Origin of the sequence: Clostridium polyendosporum (assembly GCF_018332455.1) — a bacterium.
GTDB lineage: Bacteria > Bacillota > Clostridia > Clostridiales > Clostridiaceae > Clostridium_AY > Clostridium_AY polyendosporum.
Genome location: NZ_BOPZ01000030.1, coordinates 1 through 25,823 on the forward strand (window position 1 = coordinate 1; position 25,823 = coordinate 25,823).

Below are 25,823 nucleotides of genomic sequence, written 5' to 3' on the forward strand. Positions count from 1 at the left end.
AAGGCGCAATATTCTAAAGTACATAATTCCTAAGGAACCGCCGTATACCGAACGGTACGTACGGTGGTGTGAGAGGTCGGAGAAATTATTTTATTTCTCCTCCTACTCGATTTATAAAATGAATGCTCAACATATAAATTTATATACTATAAGTTCAGTTATGAAAAAGCATTGCATGTCGAGGCTATTTTGCTGCCATTTCACAAAGTGAAATCTGGCTCAAATTTAATAGGCTCGATGCCTATTAAACTTTATTTAACATGAATTGATTAAAGATTAAAGTTGGTTATCTTTATCATTTCACTGGGTGAAACCCAACTAGAACTGAGTATTATCGATGCTTGGTCTATTAATAAATTGAATATATATCTGACAGTTCTATCTGAATTTTTTCTACTAAAGTATGATTAGAATTGTTAGGCAGTAGTTTTTCAGATTCTCCAGGTAATATTTTAACAGGAAGTTTAATGAAAAATTCAGTTCCTAAATTTTCAGTGCTGGTTACTGAAATTTGTCCTCCGTGTTTTTCTACTAGAGATTTTACTAAGGATAAGCCTATTCCGCTACCCTCATTTTCTCTATGTAAAGATGAATCTACTTGTATAAAGCGATCAAATATTTTGTCTATCTTGTTTTTAGGAATGCCAATACCCGTATCCTTCACTGAAATAGTAATAGAGTCCTCATAATCATAAATATTAACATAGATAGTGCCCCCACGTTTTGTGAATTTTATAGAATTAGAAAGTAAGTTTAATATGACTCTCTCTATTTTATCAGCGTCACAAGCCATGAACTTTTCTTCTACTTCAGTATCAAAAATAAGGGAGAGTCCTTTATTTTTTGCATATTCTGCAACGGATAAAGATATATTTTCAATCAAAGTTATTATATTGTAGTTTTTGTAATTCATCTCTAAAAAATCAGAGTCAGCTTTGGTAATATCTATTAAGTTATTAATAAGTCTTAGCAGTCTATAGCAGTTTTGTCTCATTAATGCAGTATAATCATTTAGTTTTGCAGGGGTTATTTTAATTTCACTATCATTTATAGAATTGCTTAATAACTGAACTACACCAAAAATTATATTTAATGGGGTTTTAAATTCGTGAGATATATTAGCAAAAAACTCAGTCTTAACTTTGTCTAGTTCAATCATTTTTTCTAAAAGAGACTTATTCTCCTCTAATGCTTTCTTAAGAATATTTTCTATTTTCTTACGTTCAGTAATATCCCTAATAACACTTAGTATAGATGGTTGACCATCATAGTTAAATTTACAGGATCTTATTTCTACATCTATAACTGTTCCATCATTACGAATAAGTTTTTCTTCAATTAAAGGAAATTTACCTTGGTTATTTTCAGTTGAATTTATTTGAGCTTTTAGTAATTTAGAATAGTTCGGTCGAATCAAATTCTTAATAGGATTTTTAAATATTTGTTTTGATTTATCAAATTCAAATAATTTTGCACCAGCATCATTTGTAAATATATACTTATCATTTTTGATGATAGTTACTGCATCTGGTAAAAGCTTAATAAGTGAACGATAACGTTCTTCGCTTGTTTTTAGATCTTTTTTTAAATTTTTTATTTTTAGCATATTCTTATAAATGAATAGATAAAGGAGTATAGCAGATATGACAACATAAGTAGTTCCTTTAGCTATCAATGCTATGGTTATATATTCCATAGGTATATGCAATATTTCATACAATACTTTTATAAGTACTTTATCAGAAAGCAAAATCCAAAATTCAGAAATTAAGGCGTAAATTATTACAATCATTAATGCAGTGGATTTTTCGCAAGGTAATTTTGAAAGGTTACCTCTAAGGTTTAGTATAGCTTTCTGATTTGATTTTTTATCATTCATAGTATCCTCCTATAAAGTTTCTGCTTAAGTATATATTTAATCTAATGTTACTAAAACCCTAAAAATTGTAAAGTCAGTAATAGTATACTATATAAATAATAGATTTTCTATAACGAAAAAAGTGGTAATCACACATAATTAGACGTTTTCAAATGCGGGTTAAAATAAGATTAATTATAATTAAAAATGTATTGATAATAAGATTTAATAGGCATCTGGCTTATTCAATTTTAATCAGATTTCACTTTGTGAAGATAAACAATTTCAATTAATAGCCAATTCAGTTATGCAGTTGTTTATCTATAAAATCACAGCAAATAAATAAGGAAGTCTCAGCAGTAACTGAGATTTCCTTTGTGTAAATCTTGAGTTTATTCTACTATTCAAATAGTTCGTTAGCTTTAACTTGCATAATACGAGTAATTGGCACTGCAGTTTGTGCAGTGGAAGTACCAGTAGGAGTAGTCCCTATAGTTTTGCCCATAGGATAGGTTCCGATAGTTGTATCCATAGGATAGGTTCCCATAGGATAGGTTCCCATAGGAGCAGCACCCATAGTTGTGCCCATAGTACCGGCTCCCATAGTTGAGCCCATAGTACCAGCTACCTTAGTTGAGCCCATAGGGGTAGTTCCAGTAGTTGGTGCCATAGTACTGGCTCCCACAGTTGGGCCCATAGGATAGGTTCCCATAGTTGGGCCCATAGGGGCAGTTCCCGTAGTTGGTGCCATAGTACCGGCTCCCATAGTTGGGCCCATAGGATAGGTTCCCATAGTTGGACCGATAGGAGCAGTGCCCATAGGATAAGTGCCCATAGTTGGACCCATAGTACCAGCACCTGTAGTTGGAGCCATAGTTGGACCCATAGGAGCAGTGCCCATAGTTGGACCCATAGGCATAGTTCCCATAGGCATCATGTACATCATGGGACACATATGCATCATGGGACATATATGCATCATGTGTGTCATATCATGCATAGGCATCATGTGCATCATGGGACACCTATGCATAGGCATCTTACTCATCATATTTTCAATTTTCTCCATTTCTTTTTTATCCTTCATGTAAGGGTACATTGTATACATATCATACATAGGAAGCATTTTTTCTTTTTGTTGCATGGTTTCACGAGAATATTTGTTCATGTTCCACCTCAACTATTAATACATTTCTAATATATGATTAAACATATATAACTTGTTACAGCAATATAAAAAATAAAATTATTTTATTAAAATTTAGAATTTATTAAACAAATGTAATAAAAATATTTGTTGACATTAATAATAATCTGCTGTAATATTTAATCATATTAATTGTATAGGAATAGTATAAAAACGCTTGTAAAGAATAAATTCTAAGGCAATAAAATTAGTATACAGTAAATCAAATTCTTGCTTAACTAAAGATAAACAACTTCAATCTTTAAACAATTGATAAAAATAGTCTCGGCATTCAATACTTTTCCTAAAATTCTTAATTCAATATGAACTTGTATATCATGAATTATAAGTTCAGTTAGGAAGTTGTGTATCTATAATGTTAAGATTTTAAATTGTAAAACTTTGATTATTTTAATAATACATAAATTAATATTTAAACTTATCTAGAGTGGTGGAGGGACTGGCCCTGTGAAGCCCGGCAACCAGTATTATTTATTTAATACAATGGTGCTAATTCCTGCAGCTTTATGCTGATAGATGAGAATGACTGCAATATACCTGAGGTCGTTCTCTCAGGTATATTTTTTATATATAAAACTTTTATAAATAACGGGAGGAATAATAATGGGATGCGATTGTAGATCTTTTGAAACTAAGGCTGTTCATGGTAATAAACCATATGATTTAGTTACAGGAGCAATAAGCGTACCAATTTATCAGTGTGCAACTTTTAGACATGAAGGGGTTGGCAGAAGCACAGGATATGACTATTCAAGGGTACAAAATCCTACTAGAGAGGAATTAGAAAAGACTCTTGCTATACTTGAAAATGGCAAAGAATGCCTTGCTTTTACTTCAGGTATGGCTGCCATTTCTAATTTATTTACTGTTTTCTCACCAGGTGATCATATAATTCTTTCAGAAGATTTATATGGAGGAACTTACAGAGTTACTGAAGAAATTTTTAATAAATATGGATTAACTTCATCTTACGTTGATACTTCTGGTTTAAGTAGTCTTATAGAAAATATAAGAAAAAATACAAAGGCTATTTTTATAGAAACTCCTTCAAATCCAATGATGAGAATAACTGATTTAAAGGCCGTTGTAGCTATTGCAAAGGAAAGAAATATTCTAACTATTGTAGATAATACATTCTTATCTCCTTATTTTCAGAAGCCACTAGACTTAGGAATTGATATAGTGGTTCACAGTGGTACTAAATACCTATCAGGACATAATGATACTTTATCAGGGTTTGTTATATTAAATGATTTGACTTTAGCTGAAAAGCTTAGAAATATACAAAAATCAATAGGCGCATGTCTTCCTGCTTTTGATAGTTGGCTGACTTTACGAGGAATAAAAACCCTTGCTATAAGACTTGACAGACAGCAAGAAAATGCTATTAAGATTGCTAAGTGGTTAAAAAATCATAAGAATATAGAGCAAGTGTTTTACCCAGGGCTTGAAGACCATAAAGGACATGAAATATTAAAAGAACAAGCTAGCGGTTATGGTGCTATGATTTCCTTTGTTGTTGATTCAGAAGAAACTGCAAAGAGAATATTAGAAAGAGTAAAAATAATATTGTTTGCAGAAAGCTTAGGTGGTGTAGAAACTCTTATTACCTATCCAGAACAGCAAACTCATGCTAATATACCTGAGAATATGAGAAATAGAGTTGGAGTTACTAGCAAACTCTTAAGAATTTCAGTGGGTATTGAGAATGTAGATGATTTAATTAATGATTTAAAAGGTGCATTGGAGGATTAATATGAGGATTGGAACTAAATTAGTTTTAGGTGGGAATATAAGTGATGATAATACTGGAACATTAAGTACTCCTATTTATCATACATCGACTTTTGATCAAAAGAAAATAGATGGGGATATAAAGTATGATTATGCTAGATCTGGAAATCCAACAAGAGAAGCATTAGAGAATTTAATAAATAATTTAGAGGAAGGATATAGGGGGTTTGCTTTTTCTTCGGGAATAGCAGCTGTTTCTTCTGTGCTAAGTATTTTTCACTCAAATGATCATATACTTATAACCCAAGATGTATATGGTGGAACACATAGATTAGCATCTAGGTTTTTTACCAGGTATGATGTTAATTTTGAATTTGTTGACCCTTGTGATTATGATAATATTGAAAAAAGTATTAAGGATAATACAAAGGCTATTTATATAGAAACTCCATCGAATCCACTGCTTAAGATTACAGACATTAGAAGAATAGTTAAAATTGCAAAGGAAAATAATTTATTAGTTATTGTTGATAATACTTTTATGTCTCCATATCTTCAAAGACCATTAGAGTTGGGGGCCGATATTGTTATTCATAGTGCTACAAAGTTTCTAAATGGTCATAGTGATGTAATTGCTGGATTAGTTGTAGTAAAAGACAAGGATTTAGCTAACGAAATATATTTCATACAAAATGGTTGTGGTGCTGTATTAGGACCACAGGATTGTTGGCTACTTATAAGAGGTATAAAAACTTTAAAGGTTAGGCTGGATTATCAGCAAAAGAATGCAGCACTTCTTGTAGATTGGTTATCAAAACATGAAAAAGTTGAGACTGTTTATTATCCAGGGCTTATAGATCATCCGGGAAGAGAAGTACATCTATCTCAGGCAGATGGTCCCGGGGCTGTACTTTCTTTCAAGACAAAGGATATAGAAACTGCAACTAGATTTATGAATCAGATAAAACACGCAGCAGTTGCTGTAAGTCTAGGGGGCGTAGAAACAATTGTATCGTATCCAGTTACAATGTCTCATGCTGCAATTCCAAAGGATGAGAGAGAAAAGTTAGGGATTACGGATAATTTAATAAGAGTATCTGTAGGATTGGAAGATATAGAAGACTTAATTGAAGATTTCAATAGTGCACTATAGCATTACTTAGTAGTATTTATTGATTTTTCCACACTATATCTATTATAATTATATTGTAAATATAGGTACATAGATAAACCAGTTTGCAACTAAATTTAGAATTTGGGAAAACATATTAATAGGGTACGTTATTTTCAAAGTATTTTAAGGAGTAAACTAGTTTATCTCTAGTAGGAAAGGTGATTTTGTGAAAATTTCAACAAAAGGTAGATATGGATTAAAGGCTTTAATCGATTTAGCAATGTATGCAAATTCTGAAGTAATAACGTTAAAAAGTATATCTGAAAGACAAAATATTTCAGAAGGTTATTTGGAACAAATATTTTCAGTGCTAAGAAAGAATGGTTTGGTAATAGGAAGAAAAGGCGCTCAAGGTGGCTATACATTATCAAAACCTATAAGTGATATAACTATTGGAGAAATATTAAGGATTTTAGAGGGAGAGCTAGGTTTGGTAGATATAAAAAAAGCAACTCCCGCGGATAAGTTAGAAAAGTGTATTAACGAAAATCTATGGAGTATTATTAATGAAAATATAAATAATTATTTCGATGCTATTACCTTAGAAGATTTAGTTAATAAATATAAGACAGAAAGCGAAAATATAATTTACTTCATATAATGTCATGCCAGTGATTAAGTCATAATTAATGATTCATACATATCCGATATGAATTTACTTTATTGGGATTGCACATAAACTTAAATTACGTTATGTGTAATCTCTTTTTTATTTGTTGCCATTTGACAAAGTGAAATCTGGCTGAAATTTAATATAAATTCTTCCGATAGTAGGACAAATGTGACTAATTTAAAATAATTTAACTTTATAAAAAACTTAGTTAAGGTAGATTATATAGATATATAAGTGCATAATTGAATTTAAAGTTTAAAAAAGAATTATTCTACTGCAATTTATTGATGATTTAACTTGTTTGTCTATAATAATAAAAATAGTAATAAGAGGTACATATTTTATGAATAAAATAGATTTTAATAATTTGGGCTTGAGTGAAGAAATATTAAGAGCATTGGATAAGCTAGGATATAAAACACCATCAGACGTACAAAAGAAGGTTATTCCTGTTGTTCTTGAAGATAAGGATATTATAGTAAAATCACAAACTGGAAGTGGAAAGACCGCAGCATTTGGAATTCCTATTTGTGAAAAAATAGAAATAGAAAATAGAACTCCACAAGTTTTAGTTCTTACGCCAACAAGAGAATTAGCTGTGCAGGTAAAAGAAGATATTTCAAATATAGGGAGGTTTAAGAGAATAAGGTGTGCTGCTGTTTTCGGTAAACAACCTATGAGCGTTCAGATAAGAGAACTAAGACAGAGGGTTCATATTATTGTTGGTACTCCAGGGAGAACGTTAGACCACATAGAGAGAGGAAATGTGGATTTAGGTGATATAAAATATCTTGTTATAGATGAAGCAGATGAAATGCTAAATATGGGTTTTATCGACCAGGTTGAGGCAGTAATAAAAGCTTTACCTAGTGATAGGGTAACAATGTTATTTTCAGCAACTATGCCAGAAGAAATCGAAAGGTTATCTAATCAATACATAATTAATCCTATAAAGATAGAAATTAACCCTAAAAATCTTACTACAGAAAAAATTCAGCAATTTTATTATGATGTTGAAGAAAATAAAAAGTTTAGTCTACTAAATAAACTAATTTATACTGAGAGACCAGATAGTTGTATTATATTCTGTAGTACTAAGGATGGGGTTGATAATTTAACTCAGAAGATGAAGAATAATGGATATTTGTGTAGTGGATTACATGGTGGGATGGAACAAAAGGATAGATTAGATACAATAGAGCGTTTTAAGAGAGGGGAATTTCGTTTTCTAGTTGCTACGGATGTAGCAGCAAGAGGGATTCATATAGAGGATATAACTCATGTTATAAATTATGACGTACCAGTAGAAAAGGAAAGTTATGTTCATAGGATTGGGAGAACAGGAAGAGCAGGCAATAAGGGAATAGCAATAACTTTTGTAGTTCCTTATGAATATAGGCTTTTTACTGGTATTGAGGAATATGTGAATTATAAGATACCAAAGAGAGAAGCTCCTTCAGAGGAAGAGGTTGAACAGGGGAAAAAGATTTTTAATGAAATAGTTAAAAATAAACCTAAACCAAAGAGTATAAAGAGCACTGAATTAAATAGGGAAATTACAAAAATACATATTAATGCTGGAAAGAAGAAGAAGATTAGAGTAGGAGATATTGTTGGGGCAATTACAAGCATTGAAGGTATTAATGCTGAGGATGTAGGGGTTATTGACATTCAAGATAATTTCTCTTATGTTGATATACTTGGCAAAAAAGGAAGTATAGTATTAAATGCACTTAAAGACGCAACAATAAAAGGAAAAAAAGTTAAAGTTCAAAAAGCAAAAAAATAAAAATAAAGAACTTTAAATTGAAAACTCTATTTATATTTTTTATATATTTTTGTTATAATTAAAATAGAAAAATGCAAGGTAGTTGAAAACAGGAGAAGTATAGTATGGACGATAGAATAATTGATTTTAATGACTTAAAAAATAAAGCTAAAGATAAGGATGTAGATAAGTTCGAGCAGTATACCTACAATCTCTATTATTCTGTAGCTCAAGGTCAATTATCCATTAGTGATTTTTCAAAAGCTATTCTAAAGTATATGGAAGAAAACAATATTTCTCAAGAAAAGTTATTTAATATACAAAGCAAACTTATGGAGAGGTATGGATTAGATTTAAATAGCTTGGAGAGCCAAATGAAGACATTAGGGATTGATCTTAAATCAATAGGATTAAATCAGAATTTAGAAAGCTATGAAAATGTGAGAAAAACCATGAGTTTCAATGAAAAATATAAAGATAGAATTAGTATAAAGAACGTAACTACTTATTATATAAAAAATGATACAAACTCTTTAGATATAATAATTGATAGAGAGAATATACTATTAAAAAGTGCTACAAAAATTGATCTTAAAGATGTTGAGCTAAATGAATTTTTATGTTCGTATAAGAAGGTAATTGATAATGGTAGGATAAAAATAACAATATGTGAAAATGCTAATAGTTATGAATACTAAAAACTTAAAAGTTCTTAAGTAATAGAGCCATATTGAGCAATTGCTGCTTAGTGTGGCTCTTTTGCTTATTTTTCGACATAACCTTTAACATTTTGTATTTTGCAGCATAAATATAAGTAAGTAGGCGGTTATTTGTAGATTAAAATGATAGCAGTGTTTTTACTAATAGATTAAAAAATAATTAACGATGGAGAAATATTATGAAAATAAAATTATCGTCAAAGTTATTTAATCTTCTAATTAATTTTATAAAAAAAAATAAAGATTGTTCACAAGAACTAAGCGAAAAAGATAAGGTTATTTTGAAACTTCAGAAATTAAGTGGTGGAGATTTAAAGATTGATTTCCATGAAAATAATGGACTTCAGGTATTTATATGTGGAAGACTGTCTGACATGAAGGAGATTAATGAAAGCAGTGTACTTGATTATCTTGAGGAAAATAAAGCTATATTTGGACTTTCAGAAAGTATAAATAACTTCGTTGTAATAAATATGGAAAAGGATCAACTAGGATATACTAAGTTTACAGTAAACCAATTGATAAATGGTAGTATAGTAAGTGGAAAAGAACTAGTATTACATTTTGATGAGAACGGTATCATTAAAAGTATAGTGGGATCAGTAGTAAATGGTATTAGAAGTGTAACTTATTTGGAAGATAGTAATATTACAGAACAAGACGCAATTGAAATAGCAAAGAGTCAGTTTAATTACGTTAGTCTAAGATTTAAGCCTAGGGTAGACAAGCAGGTAGTGATAATGAATAATATGGCTCACGAAGTTTACAAAGTAAATATACAATACTCTGAACCTGAGATAGCTAATTGGGATATCTTAATTGAAGTTAGTTCCGGAATGGTTTTAGATACCATAAGCAATATAAGGTATGATGGACCTGCTACTGGCAGTGGAATAGCAGTAGATGGAAGTATAAAGACTCTTAATCTATATCTTTCATTAAATTCTTATCAAATGATAGATACTTCGAAACCTATGAGTGGGAGTATAAAAACTTATACTGCTGAAAATCAAAGTATTGAGCCTGGAATTATAGTTGAAAATAGCACTAATAGCTTTATCACTGAAAAATTTAAAGCTCCTGTTAGTGCTCATTATTATACTGGTGTAGTTTATGATTTCTATAAAGATTTATTTAATAGAGATAGTATAGACAATAAAGGAATGAATATAATTTCCACTACCCATTATGGGAATGCTTATAATAATGCTTTTTGGGATGGCAATCAAATGGTTTATGGAGATGGAGATGGACGTGAATTCACTTATTTAAGTGGAGGCTTAGATATTATTGGCCATGAACTAACGCATGGAGTAACAGATTATACAGCAAACTTAAACTATAAAGATCAGTCTGGAGCTTTAAATGAATCAATATCTGATGTATTTGGGATTTTAGTAAAAACTTATTACAAATATGATGTTAGAAGTGGAGGAGATTGGGCGTTTGATGCCACTGACTGGGTTATTGGAGAGGAGGTTTATACTCCAAATATATCAGGGGATGCACTAAGAAGCCTTGCAAATCCAAAACTTTATGACCAACCAGATCATATGAGTGGATATGTAAATACTAATTCAGATAATGGTGGAGTGCATATAAACAGTGGAATACCAAATAAAGCAGCTTATTTGATTTTACAGTCTATTGGTTGTAGTAAAACAGCAATGATTTATTATAGAGCTTTAACTAATTATTTGACATCTAATTCTGATTTTATTGCTGCAAGAAATGCTTTAATTCAATCAGCTTCAGACTTGTATGGTTCATCTAGTGAAGAGGTAAATGTAGTAAGTAATGCATTTGACTCTGTTGGTATCATAGCCATTAGCGATGCCTATGAGCCTAATAATATGATATCTCAAGCCTATTTAATCACTTCAGGAAATATATATAGTTCTTATATTTCATCTTCAAATGATATAGATTATTATAAGTTTTTTGCAAATAATGAAAATAAAATAAGCATAAAGTTAACTAACTTACCCAAGGATTATGATTTATATTTATACGACAGTAATGGTACATTACTAGCTAAGTCAAAAAAAATATTTACTTTTTCTGAAAGTATACGTTATGTTGCTAAGTATACAGGAATCTATTATATATTAGTTAAAGGCTATAATGGCGTGTACAGCACTAGTAAAAAGTACAATTTAAAAGTTACTTTTCAGTAGTATTATAAGAATAACTAGGACGTGCAGTTTTAATATTTTCCCTACAACCTCATATATGCAGTTATCAATGAATGTTTAACATTGGTATTATATTTAAACCTATAGATTTTTATACAAAGTTTAATGCAAACTTATAGATAATTACGACAATAATAAAAAGCACCCTCAATAGAGTAAGATATAAAATGTACCCTATAGAGTAGACACTTTAAAAAAGTCTATTCTATAGGGTTTTTATTAATGTAAAAAAAAGTTTATTACATAACAAATTTCATTATCTGATATCTCAACAAAATATTTATTATATAAGAAGATAAAATGTTCCCTAATGACTTGATATATATAGTTATTTTTGCTTATAAATTCATCTTTATCTGGGTACTCAATTGAAGCTTTTCCCTTTTTTAATTTACTTATCATAAAAGCTAAGTGAAGAATTAACCCTATAAGTTTTCCATCACTTAATTCAATAGATAATTTAGCCTGTATTCTATTTAGAACATGAATAATATCGTTGTAAAGTTCTTCACCATTAAAGTTATCTATGTTTTCTTTAAGAATAGATCCCATTTTTAGTAGAGCAGATTTTGTATCTACAATTTCCTGTAATTCACTTAATACTTTCATGCTTAGTACATCATAAATATTATATTGCTTTATATCTAAATTAATAGAAAATGAAGAAACAATAAATAAAATTTCTTTTTCTTCTTGTATTTTTAGTAGCTTTTCTTTGAAGTAATTCTTATCTAAACAATTAAGAGGAATAATTTCAAATAAATCATTATCATATTTAAGATTGTTAGTTAAAAAACTTTTAACAGCTACAGAAGCACCTTCACCAGTTAAACATGCAGTTATTATTGCAATTTTTTTATTATCAGTACCTTGTTCTTTAACGTTTCTGTTTATATCCATATATGAATTCACTGAAAGTACATCTTTATAAATGTTTTCTAAGGAAAAACCTAAGAGTGCTTTTCTAGTAGCTTCAATTACATGTAAAGTAGAAGCTAGAGGAATAACTTTTACTGGAACCTTAAATTCTTTTTCTATTATATCTGCAAAAGTAGTCAGTGATCCCATATCTACAAGTAAGAGGTATCCGCTAGTACTAAAGTTCTGCTTAACTACTTTTTTTAGTTCATCTAATACTTTAGAAGGCATTATTTCTATAGGAGAATTAATACCAATTACATAGTTTTCTCCTAAAAGTTTATTTGCAACTTCAGCCATGGAGGTTGCAGTTGATTGGCCATGAGCAATGATCAATATCTTTACCTTGTCTAGACCTTTAGGGTTATATTGTTCTTCAGGAAGAAGAAATATTGTTAAATAACCTGCTTCATCTTCAGGAATAGGATGGTGTAGGTATTCTTCAATTAGTGTTTTAGCCTCAAGAGCTACCTTGAATTCTTCAGGATATAACTCTTTGATTTTATTTAGTTGAGGATTCACTATAGCTTTATTTGTATTTACTCTTTCAATTAAAGTATTAATATGTAAAGCGATAGCTGTGTATACGTTGTGACTTAAGTTTCTTTTTAATGATGTAACCATGGAGTATACCACTTTATCAACAAAATCTAGTACATCTTCACCTAAGATGTTCAATAGACTTTTTTTATTTACTTCTTCTGAAACTCCACTAATACATTTTTCAAAATATCTTGCGATATCTTTCTCTAAAATACTTTCTATATCAATATCTGAAATACCTTTAGATTTTAATTTTTCTAGTTTTTGTTCAATAATTTCATATATACAGTTATTTTTATCATTTTTATCAGAATACTCATTGTGTTCATTTGAGCTAGAAAACTTAAAATACTCTATGTCTTCACTTACTAGTTTATTCCATAATATTCTATGTTCTTTTTCTTTATAAAGTCCTTCTTTAATATAATGAGGAAGATTTCTGCTATTTATTCTTACATCATATTTTATATTTGTTAGGAATTCTGAATAAGCTTTGGCACAAACAAGCTGAACATCACTTTTAAGTTGTCCAATATTACTAGGGCAATCATAGGATAAAAGTGCTCTCATTGTATTTAAAGATACATATATATCTTTATTTATTCGAATACTTTCGTGTTTAAAAAAGTTTTTTATTAAATGAAGTCTTTCTTCTAAAGTTCTGTCCTTAAGAGAAGGAATTGTTATAGTAATAGGAATTCTTCTAGTAAATGTTTTCAATAATGCGGAGTTTGGATTTTCTGTAGTAGCTGAAATTATAAGTACATCTGATTTTCTGGTTTCAGAATCGCCCATTCGTCTAAAAGAATTGGTATCAAGGAATATAAAAAGAGCTTCTTGTCCTTCAGGGGGAAGTCTATGGACTTCATCTAAAAAAAGTATACCACCATTAGCTTTTTCTATTAATCCAACTTTATCTGCTTCTGCACCAGTATAAGCTCCCTTCTTTACACCAAAAAGTTGAGATGTAAGAAGTTGAGGATTATTGCTATAGTCTGCACAATTAAAAGTTATAAAGGGTGAATCATTTGTTTTTACTCCCATTTCTACAGCGTAATCATGCATCAATGAAGCAAACATAGATTTTCCTACTCCAGTATCTCCTAATATTAAACAATTCATTCCCTTTGGCGGATATAATATTGCTGCTTTGGCTTGTTCTACTGAATGTTTTAAACTAATATTGTTCTTTACTAAATCATCTAATTGTGATTCTTTAGTTGCAGTGTTCACATTATTTGTATTATTTGATACAAAGAATAAAACCGGGCGTCCAGAAGATTTATAGACCTTACCTTCTTTATAAAGCTTATTTAATTCATGACTAACATTCGCTCTACTAATATTTAAGATTGATGATAAGGTTTGTGCATCAATACCCTTGTCTTCAGATATTTCTACTAACTTATTATATATTAAGTCCTTCCTATTCATTTAATACCCTCCATACAGCAAATAAAATTAAAATTTAACTTTATTATATAGTATTTATTGAATTTATACTATATAGTGTTTTGATTTAAATATTGAAACACTATGTTATTTCAACTAAAGAGTTAAAACACTAAGGCATTTTAGTCGAAACACCAAGGTGTTTTAAGAAACACTCTGGAAGTTACTGCAAGTATTTCTGCTATAAATTCAGTAAACGTATACTTGGCAGTGTTTTGGCATGAAAGTTGCTATATAATATTAATGTAAAACGCAGTTCAAATATATAATAAACAAATTTTATGGGAGGTAGAAAAATGAATTTAGAAGAAATAGTAATGAATATAATTATATATTCAGGAGAGGCTAAAGCTTTTGCTTATGAGGCACTTAGTAAAGCAAAGAATGGAGAATTTGATGAAGTAGAGGTTTTAATGGAGAAAGCTAATGATGCAATTGGCAAAGCTCATGATATACAAACATCATTGCTACAAAAAGAAGCTTCAGGAGATAAAACAGAAGTTTCAATTTTATTTGTACATGCACAGGATCATTTAATGACATCAATGTCAGAAAAAAATCTCATTAATGAGATTATTGAATTAACTAAAACTGTAAAACTTTTATCAAACAAAGCAGAAGTGAATGACAGTTTAATAAAAGAAATTGCAACAAATTAATATAGCAATAAAAAATAAACCAAATATTAGTTAGTAAAAAAATAAAAATTTAAAATATTAAAGATAAGTAGGGAGGAAATAATATGATTAAAATTGCATTATTTTGTGCTGCAGGTATGTCAACTAGTATGTTAGTTTCAAAAATGAGAAAGGCTGCTGAAGCTAAGGGGATGGAAGTAGAAATAGATGCTCATCCAGAGGCTCAAATGGCAAAACATTTAGACGGACTTAATGTAGCTTTACTTGGGCCGCAGGTTGGATATATGCTTCCAAAGGCAAAGAAGGCATGTGATGAAAAGGGAGTTCCAGTTGCTGTAATTCCAACAGTTGATTATGGAATGATGAATGGTGAAAAGGTTTTAGCATTTGCATTAAAATTAGCTGGCAAATAATTAATAGTATAAAAGCTAAAAACTAAGGGAGCATATGTCAAAAGTAAAAGCTTTTAAAAAGAATTTTCTATAAACATAGCTCCCTAGTAATAGGTATATAAATTTTCATAAAAGGTATTATATAGTTCTATAATATTACAGAAATAATTTCAGTAGAAAGATAAGCTTATTTAGTTATTGGTATAAAGATACACAAACTTAATTTTTAAATAATACATGTTAAGTAAAATTTAGTAGGCATGAAACCTATTAAATTTGACGCAGATTTCACATTATCAAATGGTGGCAAATAGCTCGATATGCAATGCTTTTTCATGAATTATAAATTCAGTTATAAAGTTGTGTATCTATAACAAGGTTATTGAAGAAAGATAAGAATGTATTCAGTTTCGAGTAAAGGTTTACAAACTGTTATATTGTAATTATACGAAATTACTAAATTTATGAGGAGGACTATAGTATGGGAGAATCACAAAAAATTAGTGAGAAAGTAATACCGGCGGTAATGAAATTTGTCAATATGAAAGGACTCATAGCACTTAAAGATGGTTTAATGTTTATAATGCCGCTATCAATAATTGGTGCAATATATTTATTGTTAGCACAATTACCTATACCTGCTTTTAACAATTGGATGGCAAGTGTTTTTGGTCCAGGTTGGACAGACCCTTTGTTTCAAGTGTATGGAGCAACTTTTAATATAATGGCTATAGTTGCTACAATGGGTATAGCTTACACTTATGTTAAAAATGAAGGTCATGAGCCGCTAGGAGCTGCTGTAATGGCTTTGGTATGTTTTTTAACTACTACTAATGCATTTGTTACAGATAGTAAAAGTGGTGTTACTATTACAAATGTAATTCCAAAAGAGTGGACTGGCGGTCAAGGTTTGGTTACTGCTATACTTATAGGTTTATTTGTAGGAGCTGTTTATTCATGGTTTTTAAATAACAATATAAAAATCAAGATGCCAGAAAGTGTACCTCAGGGTGTTGCTAATGCATTTACAACTTTAATACCAGGTGCTGCAGTTATATTTTGTTCATTTTTAGTTTACATTTTATTTAAAGTAGTAGCACACAAAACATTTATTGAATGGATATATTTAGTATTACAGACTCCATTACAAGGAGCGACAGATTCTTTAGCAGGAGCATTGGTTATCGGAGCACTTATTCCATTCTTCTGGTGGTTTGGTGTACATGGTTCATCTCTTATTGGTGGTGTAATGCAATCATTATTACTTGCAAACCTATTAGCTAATCAAGAAATGCTTAGCCAAACAGGTAGTTTATCAGTTGCAAATGGAGCACACGTAGTAACTCAGCAGTTCCAAGATCAATTTTTAACCTTTGGAGGTTCAGGATTAACTTTTGGACTTGTGCTTGCAATGATATTTGCTGGAAAATCAGCGCAATCTAAGAGTTTAGGTAAAATGGCTTTAATACCAGGTCTTTTCAATATTAATGAGCCTGTTATATTTGGATTCCCTATAGTAATGAATCCACTTATGTTTATTCCATTTATAGCAGCACCAACTTGTTCAGCTTTACTTACTTATTTTACAGTAAAAATGGGGTTAGTTGGACCTTTCGCAGGAGTACAGGTTCCTTGGACTACACCAGCAGTAATATCAGGTTTTATTATTGGAGGATGGAAAGCTGCGTTATTACAAATAGTTATAATAGCAATGTCTGCAGCAATATACTTCCCATTCTTTAAGAAACAAGATGCTATGAATTTAGAACAAGAACAACAAGCTGAGTTAGAAGTAGCAGCATCATTAGAAGCATAATTTAAATATTTAGTTTTTCAACCCAACATTTCTCTAAAGGCTATATTACTTCAAAGAGAAATGTTGGGTTAATATTTCAAGTGTAATTTTATGAAGTGATACAGATAAACAACTTCATAACTCAATTGATTAAAGATTTAAGTTGCTTACCTTTAGCATAAAAATGAATGTGATTTAAATGATACTGTAAACAAATAATAAAATTATTTATGTAAGGAGAAAAGAAATGTTATTTAAAATTTTATGCATAATTGCTGCTATACTTACTACGTCTTCATTTATTCCACAAGCAGTAAAAACAATAAAAACAAAGGATACTTCTGGAATATCATTTGGGATGTATTCTATGTTTACAACAGGGGTATTACTTTGGGTATCTTACGGTTTATTTATAAAAGATATTGCAATTATAGTAGCAAATATAATAACTTTTATATTTGCACTTATAATATTGATATATAAAATAGGCAATATGAAAAAAGGAGGAGAAGAAGAGTATTAAAGATTAGAATTGTACTTTTTGTACGTTTAACTAATTATGCATAAGCAGTTTTTATAGTAACAAATCTTCTAACTGTGTTAATACAGTTTCGATTTATCGTGATTGAAAAGGTTTTTATAGTAAAATATAATAATATTAAATATTGTAATAAGCAGAGACTATCACATACATGAGTGATAGTCTTAATTTCAGCATATTTTTGCGTATTTATTATTGGGTGGAAAATAAAAGGTAGGAGAGTATTCATGGAGTATAAATTAGTTTGTATTGATATGGATGGTACACTTTTAAATAGTAGACATAAAGTTACTGAATATACGAAAGAAATTCTAAGGAAAACACATGATAAGGGAGTTCACATTGTCATAAGTACTGGTAGAATATATACCGATGCTGAACATTATTCTAATCTTATAGGGGTAAGATCTCCAGTTATTGCATCAAATGGAGCTGTTATAAAAGAAAAAGATGAGGATGAGGTTATTTATAAGAGTGTTCTTGACGAAAGCTTATCTATAAAAATATTAAATATTTGTACCAAATATAATGTAGCTCCTGTTTTTTATACTCCACATAGATTATACTGCGGAAATCTTTTAGTTATTAGTTATTACTACACTGCTAAATTAAGGGGACTAATGAGTAAGAAAATAGAATTAGAATATATATGTTTTAGCAATAAGTGGAGTAATATCTTGCATAGAGAAAAAAATAACATAGTTAAATGCGAAGTTTATCATAAAAATGAAGATAAATTAAGAAAAATTAGAAGTGAACTTAAAAATATAAAAGATATTGAAGTTGTAAGTTCGTCAAAATATAATATTGAAATTACATGTAAAGGGGTTTCTAAGGGAAGAGCTGTAGAAATTTTGACAAACTATTATAATCTAAAAAACGAAGAGGTAATAACTATAGGAGATAGTGAAAATGATTTATCTATGATAGAGTATGCTGGTCTTGGAATAGCTATGGGAAATGCTATAGATATAGTGAAGGAAAAAGCAGGTTATGTAACAGATTTAAATGATAATGAAGGCGTGGCAAAGGCTATAAATAAATTTATATTAAGAGACGTAGATTTTATTAAATAAAATTAAAAGAACGATATATTATTAATTAGATAACGTCAATCATCTGATATTGATTTAATAAATAATATAGTTAAATACAATAACATTTATTAAGGTATAGTATATAGTGTTTCAATTAAACCTTTAAAACACTAAGATGTTTTAATTAAAATATTAAAACACTAAGAAGGTTTAAACGAAACACTACTATGTTTTAAAAAACACTTCGAAGGTGTTTAGCGATGTTTACCCTATAATTACAGTAAACGTATACTGATTAGTGTTTTGGCACAGAAATTGCTATAAATAATTAGTGTAAAATACAATTTAAATATAATAGTTTATAGAATTTAGGGAGGCAGTAAAAATGAATCTAGAAGAAATAGTAATGAACATAATTATACATTCAGGAGAGGCTAAAGCTTTTGCTTATGAGGCACTTAGTAAAGCAAAGGATGGAGAATTTGATGAAGTAGAGGTTTTAATGGAGAAAGCTAATGATGCAATTGGCAAAGCTCATGATATACAAACATCATTATTACAAAAAGAAGCTTCAGGAGATAAAACAGAAGTTTCAATTTTATTTGTACATGCACAGGATCATTTAATGACATCAATGTCAGAGAAAAACCTTATTAGTGAGATTATTGAATTAACTAAAATTGTAAAATGTCTGTCAAACAAAGAAGAATTGAATGACAGTTTAATAAAATAAATTGCAACAAATTAATATAACAAATAAAAATTAAATCAAGTGTTCTTTAGTAAAAAAAATAAAAGTTTAAAATATTAAATATAAGTTGGGAGGAAATAATATGACTAAAATTGCATTATTTTGTGCTGCAGGTATGTCAACTAGTATGTTAGTTTCAAAAATGAGAAAGGCTGCTGAGGTTAAGGGGATAGAGGTAGAAATAGATGCTCACCCAGAGTCTCAAATGGCAAAACATTTAGATGGACTTAATGTAGCGTTACTTGGACCTCAAGTTGGATATATACTTCCAAAGGCAAAGAAGGTATGTGATGAAAAGGGAGTTCCAGTTGCTGTGATTCCAACAGTTGATTATGGAATGATGAATGGTGAAAAGGTTTTAGCCTTTGCATTAAAATTGGCTGGTAAATAGTTAAGAATAAAAACAAAATTTAATGGCAGCATGTGTAAAAAGTAAAGCTCTACTAAGAAACTTTCAATGCACATTAGCTGCCGTCGTATATTAATACTTAAATAATATCTAATGAGATAATTTAAAGAATGATTACTTTTATATTTTAAATTAGGAGGAGAGTTTATGGCTTTTAATAAGGATTTCTTATGGGGTGGGGCAGTTGCTGCTCATCAATTAGAAGGTGGATGGAATAAAGGTGGAAAAGGTCCTAGTGTAGCAGATGTGATGACTGCTGGGGCGCATGGTGTGCCAAGAGTTATTACTGATGGAATAGTTCAAGGTGAAAATTATCCTAACCATGAAGCAATTGATTTTTATGGACATTATAAAGAAGATATCGCTTTATTTGCAGAAATGGGTTTTAAATGTTTTAGAACAAGTATCGCATGGACACGTATTTTCCCTAAAGGTGATGAATTAGAACCTAATGAAGAGGGGTTACAATTTTATGATGATATGTTTGATGAATTGTTAAAGTATGGAATTGAGCCTGTTATTACATTAAGCCATTTTGAAATGCCATATCATTTAGCTAAAGAATATGGTGGATGGCGTAATCGTAAAGTTATTGACTTCTTTGTACGCTATGCAACTACAGTAATGGAACGTTATAAAAACAAAGTAAAGTATTGGATGACATTCAACGAAATAAATAACCAAAAAAATACTGCTAACGGATTATTTGCATGGACTTGTTCAGGCGTACTTTTTGAAGAAGGTGAAAACAGGGAAGAAGTTATGTACCAAGCTGTTCACCATGAATTAGTTGCAAGTGCATTAGTTGTTAAGAAAGGTCACGAAATAAATCCTGATTTCAAGATCGGATGTATGTGTTCATTCGTTCCGATTTATCCTTTCTCTTGTAACCCAGATGATATGATGCTTCAAGTTGAATCAATGCATGATCGTTATTTCTTTGCTGATGTTCACTGCAGAGGTCACTACTCATCATATGCTTTGAAAGAATGGGCTAGAAAAGGATACAACATAAAAATGGAATCGCAAGATACTCAAATATTAGCTGAAGGAACTGTAGATTACTTAGGTTTCAGTTATTATATGTCTGATGCTGTTAAATCAGGTGTTAATGCTCTTGATGAAAATTCAGTTGTGGGATTAAGTGCCAGCGTTAAGAATCCATATGTCAAAGCAAGTGATTGGGGATGGCAAATTGACCCAGTTGGACTGAGATATTCTTTAAATGTTTTATATGAAAGATACGAATTACCTTTGTTTATTGTAGAAAATGGATTTGGTGCTATTGATGTTAAGGAAGAAGATGGCTCATGTAATGATGAATACAGAATCGATTATTTAAGAGCACATATTAAAGAAATGGAAAAAGCTATTGAATTAGATGGTGTTGATTTAATGGGATATACTCCATGGGGATGCATTGATTTAGTATCATTTACAACAGGAGAAATGAAAAAACGTTATGGATTTATTTACGTAGATAAGGATAATGAGGGAAATGGAACATTAGAAAGATCTAGGAAGAAATCATTTGATTGGTATAAGAAGGTTATTTCATCTAATGGAGAAGAAATATAAATATATTAAATGTTAAATTACTTCTTGTGGACTTTGAAATTTATACTGTGAGAACTTGCTACTCATATTAATTAGTATAGAAAATAATAATTAAAGGTATTATATGAAATAATAATAAATTGTAAATTTTATGAAGCTTCGTTAGATAACAAAATTATTAATAGATAGTATAGTTTTATACTAAAGGGGAGGTAAAAATGAAGTTTGCAAAAGATTTTCTATTGGGTGCTGCTTCAGCGTCTTATCAAGTAGAAGGTGCATGGAATGAGGATGGAAAAGGGATCTCAAACTGGGATGTATTTTCAAAAATCCCTGGAAAGACTTTCGAAGGAACTAATGGTGATGTAGCAGTAGATCATTACCATAGATACAAGGAAGACATTAAGCTTATGGCTGAAATTGGACTAGAATCCTATAGATTCTCTATTGCATGGCCAAGAATAATTCCAGATGGAGATGGTGAAATAAATCCAAAAGGAATAGAGTTTTACAATAATTTAATAGATGAATGTTTAAAGTATGGAATTGTTCCTTTTGTTACATTATATCATTGGGATTTACCACAGAATTTAGAAGAATGTGGTGGATGGACAAGCAAAAGAACCGTTGATGCCTTTGTAAAATATGCAAATGTATGCTTTGAAGCATTTGGAGATAGAGTAAAGCACTGGATTACTTTTAATGAAACAATTGTTTTTTGTGGCTTAGGATATTTAGCTGGGGCACATCCACCAGGAATTAAAAATGATCCTAAAAAATATTTTCAAGCAACACATAATGTATTTACTGCACATGCTAGAGCAGTAGAAGATTATAAAAGCTTAAGACAATTTGGTGAAATAGGTATTACCCATGTATTTTCACCAGCATTTAGTATAGATGATAATCCGGAAAATGAACAGGCAACTTATCATGCAAATCAGTATAATACTGCTTGGTATTATGACCCAGTATTAAAGGGACAATATCCTGAGTATGTTGTTAAACAATTAATCGAAAAAGATTGGACTCCAGATTGGACAGAAGCTGAGTTGAATGTAATAAAATCAGCAGCTCCTAAAAATGATTTTGTTGGATTAAACTATTATCAACCACAAAGGGTTATGAAAAATGATGTGTTCGAAGTAAAAGAAAAATCAAGGGAAGATTCCACTGGAGCACCTGGAAATGCATCTTTTGATGGTGTGTATAAAACAGTTAAGATGGATGACAAAGTTTATACTAAATGGGGATGGGAGATTTCACCAAGCGGTTTCTTAGAAGGTTTAAGAATGCTTAAAGCTGATTATGGTGATATAAAAATTTATATTACAGAAAATGGTTTAGGCGATGAAGATCCAATTATTGATGATGAAATAGTAGATGTACCTAGAATAAAGTATATTGAAGAACACCTAAGGGCGCTTAAATATGCAGTAGCTGAAGGTATTAATGTTAAAGGTTACTATGCATGGTCAGCAATGGACTTACTAAGTTGGTTAAATGGATATAAAAAGCAATATGGATTTATTTATGTGGATCATAAAAATAATTTAAATAGAAAGATAAAGTTATCTGGTCATTGGTACAAAAAGGTTATTGAAGAAAGAGGAGAAAATATATAGTTACAGGTAATTATATAACTACAATATAATTTGTGATGAGGGGGATACTTATGGGGGGAACACAAAAAATTAGTGAGAAAGTAATACCAGCGGTAATGAAATTTGTGAATATGAAGGGACTTATAGCACTTAAGGATGGTTTACTGTTTATAATGCCGCTATCAATAATTGGTGCAGCGTATTTATTATTAGCACAATTACCTATACCTGCTTTTAACAATTGGATGGCAAGTGTTTTTGGTCCAGGTTGGACAGATCCTTTATTTCAAGTTTATGGAGCAACATTTAATATTATGGCTATAGTTGCTACTATGGGCATAGCTTACACTTACGTTAAAAATGAAGGTCATGAACCGCTGGGAGCTGCTGTAATGGCTTTGGTATGTTTTTTAACTACTACTAATGCATTTGTTACAGACAGTAAAAGTGGTGTTACTATTGCGAACGTTATACCAAAAGATTGGACTGGTGGTAAAGGTTTAGTTACTGCTATACTTATAGGTTTATTTGTAGGAGCTGTGTATTCATGGTTTTTAAATAACAATATAAAAATCAAGATGCCAGAAAGTGTACCTCAAGGGGTTGCTAATGCATTTACAACTTTAATACCAGGGGCTGCGGTTATATTTTGTGCATTTTTAGTTTATATTTTATTTAAAGTAGCAGCAAACCAAACATTTATTGAATGGATATATACAGTATTACAAACTCCATTACAAGGAGCGACAGATTCTTTAGCAGGAGCATTGGTTATTGGAGCACTTATTCCATTTTTTTGGTGGTTTGGGGTGCATGGTTCAAACTTAATTGGTGGTGTAATGCAATCATTATTACTTGCAAACTTATTGTCTAATCAAGAAATGCTTAGTCAAACAGGTAGTTTATCCGTTGCAAATGGAGCACATATAGTAACACAACAATTTCAAGATCAATTTTTAATCTTTGGAGGTTCAGGATTAACTTTAGGACTTGTGCTTGCAATGCTTCTTGTTGGAAGATCAGCACAATCTAAGAGCTTGGGTAAAATGGCATTAATACCAGGTCTTTTCAATATCAATGAGCCTGTTATATTTGGATTCCCTATAGTAATGAATCCAATTATGTTTGTTCCATTTATAGCAGCACCAACTTGTTCAGCTTTACTTACTTATTTTTCTATAAAGATGGGATTAGTTGCACCTTTCGCAGGAGTACAGGTACCATGGACTACACCGGCAGTAATATCAGGTTTTATTGTTGGCGGATGGAGAGCTGCGTTGTTGCAAATAATTATAATAGCAATGGCTACAGCAATATACTTCCCATTCTTTAAGAAACAAGATTCTATTAATTTACAACAAGAACAAGAAGCTGAAGCAGCATAGATGTATAATTTAAATATTTAGTTAGTTATTTAACCCAACATCTCTCTAAAGGTTGTGTTTATCTAAAAGAGGGAGGTTGGGTTAATATTTCAAGTATGTCATAATGCATTTATTGCTCACGCTAAAGCTACAAAAGCCCTACATGATTTAGCTCCAGACGCTAAAATGGGTGGAATGGTAACATACCTTACAACATATCCTGCAACATGTAAACCAGAAGATGTATTAGCAAATCAACAAGTAAAAGAACTTTTTAATGATCTTTATTTTGATGTATATGCAAAAGGTGAGTATCCAGCATCTATTACACATAAGTTAACTAATAAAAATATTATGCCAGTATTTGAAAAAGGTCATGTTGAATTACTCAAAGAAAATACAGTAGACTATTTAACGTTTAGTTATTATCAAAGCAAAGTTGTTAAGTATACAGATGAATCAGAAAAATCAATAATTCCAGGTATAACAACTAATCCTTATCTAAAGATAAATGAATGGGGTTGGGCTATTGATCCAATAGGTTTAAGAATAGCATTAAATGACATTTATGCACGTTATAAAACTCCTATATTTATTACGGAAAATGGAATTGGGGTTCAAGAAGAATTAAATGAAAACTATACGGTTGAAGATGACTATCGTATGGAGTACCTAAAACAACACATTGAACAAATGAAGTTATCTATGGAAGAGGGAGTAGAGGTTATTGGCTATTTAACGTGGGGTTCAACTGATATCTTAAGTTCTCAGGGTGAAATGAAAAAACGATATGGATTTATATATGTAAATCGTGATGAAACAGATTTAAAAGATTTAAAGAGGTATAGGAAAAAGAGTTTTGAATGGTTCAAGAAAGTAATTGCTACAAATGGTAAAGATTTAGAATATTAAAAATAAGTTATAGATAAACAACTTCGTAACTAAGTTGACTAAGACATGAAATTATTTACTACTAGAGAATGCAACTAAAATACTGATATATCAAATAGTTTTAAGAGATCGGTAGCTTATAAAAGGGGAGGATTTTGTGAAATTTTTAAGAGGTATGCTTGGATTCTCTATATCAGGAATAGTTCTTAATACTGGATGGAGCATTTTTACAAATAGTTTTGGTATTATTGGAGGATGGATTGCAGCATTTGTTCTTACTGGATCTATGTGGTTTATGAATCACTACGTGGGATTGATAGAAAATGAAGAGGATGCAGCATTTATTGATATGGGTTTAGGAATAGCTATTTGTATTGTAATGAGAGATACATTTGTTCATGGAGTAGGTGCATTTGTAAGTTCCTTACCAACATTTATTTGTATATCAATTGGTGCCGTTATAGGTGGTGTAGTTGTAGGGTTAATTGAAAAGGATATGCACAAAAAAATAATTGAAGAAAATGATTCGAATTTTGCAGCTTGAGTTCTTAAATATAGATATACAACTTTATAACTGAATGTATAATTCATGCTATACAAGTTCATATTAAATTAAGAATTTTAGAAAAAGTATTGAATGCCGAGACTATTTTCTAAAATTCG

General features: G+C 30.4%; 21 protein-coding genes and 1 riboswitch. Of the genes, 18 read left to right on the forward strand and 3 right to left on the reverse strand.

Annotation, left to right across the window (positions count from 1 at the left end; translation table 11 throughout):
• Positions 1–349 precede the first annotated feature (349 nt).
• Entirely contained in the window at positions 350–1,879 is a 1,530-nt protein-coding gene (locus tag CPJCM30710_RS14445) for a sensor histidine kinase (RefSeq protein WP_212904875.1), read from the reverse strand.
• 379 nt (positions 1,880–2,258) lie between these two features.
• Positions 2,259–3,026: a hypothetical protein gene (locus CPJCM30710_RS14450; protein WP_212904876.1), complete on the reverse strand. Its 768-nt coding sequence runs from the start codon at positions 3,024–3,026 to the stop codon at positions 2,259–2,261.
• 454 nt (positions 3,027–3,480) lie between these two features.
• A riboswitch (SAM riboswitch) is annotated at positions 3,481–3,588 on the forward strand.
• An 80-nt stretch (positions 3,589–3,668) separates the two neighbouring features.
• On the opposite strand from CPJCM30710_RS14450, the gene CPJCM30710_RS14455 reads away from it, so the two are divergent.
• From CPJCM30710_RS14455 to CPJCM30710_RS14480, 6 genes are all read left to right on the forward strand, one after another.
• Positions 3,669–4,820, forward strand: coding sequence for a trans-sulfuration enzyme family protein (locus CPJCM30710_RS14455; RefSeq protein ID WP_212904877.1), 1,152 nt, complete (start codon positions 3,669–3,671; stop codon positions 4,818–4,820).
• Position 4,821: 1 nt separating this feature from the next.
• A complete protein-coding gene (locus tag CPJCM30710_RS14460) occupies positions 4,822–5,952 on the forward strand; it encodes a trans-sulfuration enzyme family protein (RefSeq protein WP_212904878.1) in 1,131 nt (376 codons plus the stop codon).
• A 187-nt stretch (positions 5,953–6,139) separates the two neighbouring features.
• Positions 6,140–6,574: an RrF2 family transcriptional regulator gene (locus tag CPJCM30710_RS14465; protein ID WP_212904879.1), complete on the forward strand. Its 435-nt coding sequence runs from the start codon at positions 6,140–6,142 to the stop codon at positions 6,572–6,574.
• 355 nt (positions 6,575–6,929) lie between these two features.
• The gene (locus tag CPJCM30710_RS14470; RefSeq protein ID WP_212904880.1) at positions 6,930–8,375 is read left to right on the forward strand and encodes a DEAD/DEAH box helicase; all 1,446 of its coding nucleotides are present in this window, start codon (positions 6,930–6,932) and stop codon (positions 8,373–8,375) included.
• Between the two features lie 104 nt (positions 8,376–8,479).
• Entirely contained in the window at positions 8,480–9,052 is a 573-nt protein-coding gene (locus CPJCM30710_RS14475; RefSeq protein ID WP_212904881.1) for a DUF3867 domain-containing protein, read from the forward strand.
• A gap of 200 nt (positions 9,053–9,252) precedes the next feature.
• A complete protein-coding gene (locus CPJCM30710_RS14480; RefSeq protein ID WP_212904882.1) occupies positions 9,253–11,250 on the forward strand; it encodes a M4 family metallopeptidase in 1,998 nt (665 codons plus the stop codon).
• 237 nt (positions 11,251–11,487) lie between these two features.
• Here CPJCM30710_RS14480 and CPJCM30710_RS14485 read toward each other — a convergent pair whose 3' ends face one another.
• Complete coding sequence (locus tag CPJCM30710_RS14485; RefSeq protein ID WP_212904883.1) at positions 11,488–14,163, reverse strand: sigma 54-interacting transcriptional regulator; 2,676 nt, start codon at positions 14,161–14,163, stop codon at positions 11,488–11,490.
• A gap of 314 nt (positions 14,164–14,477) precedes the next feature.
• Here CPJCM30710_RS14485 and CPJCM30710_RS14490 point away from each other — a divergent pair, with 314 nt between their 5' ends.
• From CPJCM30710_RS14490 to CPJCM30710_RS14545, 12 genes are all read left to right on the forward strand, one after another.
• Positions 14,478–14,840 carry a PTS lactose/cellobiose transporter subunit IIA gene (locus CPJCM30710_RS14490; protein WP_212904884.1) on the forward strand — a complete coding sequence of 121 codons (363 nt, stop codon included), beginning with the start codon at positions 14,478–14,480 and terminating at the stop codon, positions 14,838–14,840.
• A gap of 83 nt (positions 14,841–14,923) precedes the next feature.
• Positions 14,924–15,232: a PTS sugar transporter subunit IIB gene (locus CPJCM30710_RS14495; RefSeq protein ID WP_212904885.1), complete on the forward strand. Its 309-nt coding sequence runs from the start codon at positions 14,924–14,926 to the stop codon at positions 15,230–15,232.
• A 460-nt stretch (positions 15,233–15,692) separates the two neighbouring features.
• Positions 15,693–17,027: a PTS sugar transporter subunit IIC gene (locus CPJCM30710_RS14500; protein ID WP_212904886.1), complete on the forward strand. Its 1,335-nt coding sequence runs from the start codon at positions 15,693–15,695 to the stop codon at positions 17,025–17,027.
• Positions 17,028–17,253: 226 nt separating this feature from the next.
• On the forward strand, positions 17,254–17,529 hold the full coding sequence (locus CPJCM30710_RS14505; protein WP_212904887.1) for a SemiSWEET transporter: 276 nt from the start codon (positions 17,254–17,256) through the stop codon (positions 17,527–17,529).
• Between the two features lie 245 nt (positions 17,530–17,774).
• Positions 17,775–18,623, forward strand: a complete 849-nt coding sequence (locus CPJCM30710_RS14510; protein WP_212904888.1) for a Cof-type HAD-IIB family hydrolase — start codon at positions 17,775–17,777, stop codon at positions 18,621–18,623.
• A 346-nt stretch (positions 18,624–18,969) separates the two neighbouring features.
• Positions 18,970–19,317, forward strand: coding sequence for a PTS lactose/cellobiose transporter subunit IIA (locus CPJCM30710_RS14515; RefSeq protein ID WP_212904889.1), 348 nt, complete (start codon positions 18,970–18,972; stop codon positions 19,315–19,317).
• Positions 19,318–19,417: 100 nt separating this feature from the next.
• Entirely contained in the window at positions 19,418–19,726 is a 309-nt protein-coding gene (locus CPJCM30710_RS14520) for a PTS sugar transporter subunit IIB (RefSeq protein ID WP_212904890.1), read from the forward strand.
• A gap of 165 nt (positions 19,727–19,891) precedes the next feature.
• Positions 19,892–21,322, forward strand: coding sequence for a 6-phospho-beta-glucosidase (locus CPJCM30710_RS14525; protein WP_212904891.1), 1,431 nt, complete (start codon positions 19,892–19,894; stop codon positions 21,320–21,322).
• Positions 21,323–21,519: 197 nt separating this feature from the next.
• Positions 21,520–22,926: a GH1 family beta-glucosidase gene (locus tag CPJCM30710_RS14530; protein ID WP_212904892.1), complete on the forward strand. Its 1,407-nt coding sequence runs from the start codon at positions 21,520–21,522 to the stop codon at positions 22,924–22,926.
• 50 nt (positions 22,927–22,976) lie between these two features.
• Complete coding sequence (locus CPJCM30710_RS14535; RefSeq protein WP_246503550.1) at positions 22,977–24,290, forward strand: PTS sugar transporter subunit IIC; 1,314 nt, start codon at positions 22,977–22,979, stop codon at positions 24,288–24,290.
• A gap of 84 nt (positions 24,291–24,374) precedes the next feature.
• The gene (locus CPJCM30710_RS14540) at positions 24,375–25,181 is read left to right on the forward strand and encodes a glycoside hydrolase family 1 protein (protein ID WP_212904908.1); all 807 of its coding nucleotides are present in this window, start codon (positions 24,375–24,377) and stop codon (positions 25,179–25,181) included.
• A 136-nt stretch (positions 25,182–25,317) separates the two neighbouring features.
• The gene (locus CPJCM30710_RS14545; RefSeq protein WP_212904894.1) at positions 25,318–25,704 is read left to right on the forward strand and encodes a Lin0368 family putative glycerol transporter subunit; all 387 of its coding nucleotides are present in this window, start codon (positions 25,318–25,320) and stop codon (positions 25,702–25,704) included.
• The last annotated feature ends 119 nt before the right edge of the window (positions 25,705–25,823 follow it).

What these genes read in the sequence shown, in the direction of transcription:
- CPJCM30710_RS14500 (WP_212904886.1), top strand. Translation starts at nt 15,693, where the DNA reads ATGGGAGAATCACAAAAAATTAGTGAGAAAGTAATACCGGCGGTAATG.
- CPJCM30710_RS14470 (WP_212904880.1), top strand. Translation starts at nt 6,930, where the DNA reads ATGAATAAAATAGATTTTAATAATTTGGGCTTGAGTGAAGAAATATTA.
- CPJCM30710_RS14485 (WP_212904883.1), bottom strand. Translation starts at nt 14,163, where the DNA reads ATGAATAGGAAGGACTTAATATATAATAAGTTAGTAGAAATATCTGAA.
- CPJCM30710_RS14445 (WP_212904875.1), bottom strand. Translation starts at nt 1,879, where the DNA reads ATGAATGATAAAAAATCAAATCAGAAAGCTATACTAAACCTTAGAGGT.
- CPJCM30710_RS14495 (WP_212904885.1), top strand. Translation starts at nt 14,924, where the DNA reads ATGATTAAAATTGCATTATTTTGTGCTGCAGGTATGTCAACTAGTATG.
- CPJCM30710_RS14525 (WP_212904891.1), top strand. Translation starts at nt 19,892, where the DNA reads ATGGCTTTTAATAAGGATTTCTTATGGGGTGGGGCAGTTGCTGCTCAT.
- CPJCM30710_RS14505 (WP_212904887.1), top strand. Translation starts at nt 17,254, where the DNA reads ATGTTATTTAAAATTTTATGCATAATTGCTGCTATACTTACTACGTCT.
- CPJCM30710_RS14530 (WP_212904892.1), top strand. Translation starts at nt 21,520, where the DNA reads ATGAAGTTTGCAAAAGATTTTCTATTGGGTGCTGCTTCAGCGTCTTAT.
- CPJCM30710_RS14520 (WP_212904890.1), top strand. Translation starts at nt 19,418, where the DNA reads ATGACTAAAATTGCATTATTTTGTGCTGCAGGTATGTCAACTAGTATG.
- CPJCM30710_RS14515 (WP_212904889.1), top strand. Translation starts at nt 18,970, where the DNA reads ATGAATCTAGAAGAAATAGTAATGAACATAATTATACATTCAGGAGAG.
- CPJCM30710_RS14475 (WP_212904881.1), top strand. Translation starts at nt 8,480, where the DNA reads ATGGACGATAGAATAATTGATTTTAATGACTTAAAAAATAAAGCTAAA.
- CPJCM30710_RS14450 (WP_212904876.1), bottom strand. Translation starts at nt 3,026, where the DNA reads ATGAACAAATATTCTCGTGAAACCATGCAACAAAAAGAAAAAATGCTT.
- CPJCM30710_RS14460 (WP_212904878.1), top strand. Translation starts at nt 4,822, where the DNA reads ATGAGGATTGGAACTAAATTAGTTTTAGGTGGGAATATAAGTGATGAT.
- CPJCM30710_RS14535 (WP_246503550.1), top strand. Translation starts at nt 22,977, where the DNA reads ATGGGGGGAACACAAAAAATTAGTGAGAAAGTAATACCAGCGGTAATG.
- CPJCM30710_RS14510 (WP_212904888.1), top strand. Translation starts at nt 17,775, where the DNA reads ATGGAGTATAAATTAGTTTGTATTGATATGGATGGTACACTTTTAAAT.
- CPJCM30710_RS14480 (WP_212904882.1), top strand. Translation starts at nt 9,253, where the DNA reads ATGAAAATAAAATTATCGTCAAAGTTATTTAATCTTCTAATTAATTTT.
- CPJCM30710_RS14490 (WP_212904884.1), top strand. Translation starts at nt 14,478, where the DNA reads ATGAATTTAGAAGAAATAGTAATGAATATAATTATATATTCAGGAGAG.
- CPJCM30710_RS14455 (WP_212904877.1), top strand. Translation starts at nt 3,669, where the DNA reads ATGGGATGCGATTGTAGATCTTTTGAAACTAAGGCTGTTCATGGTAAT.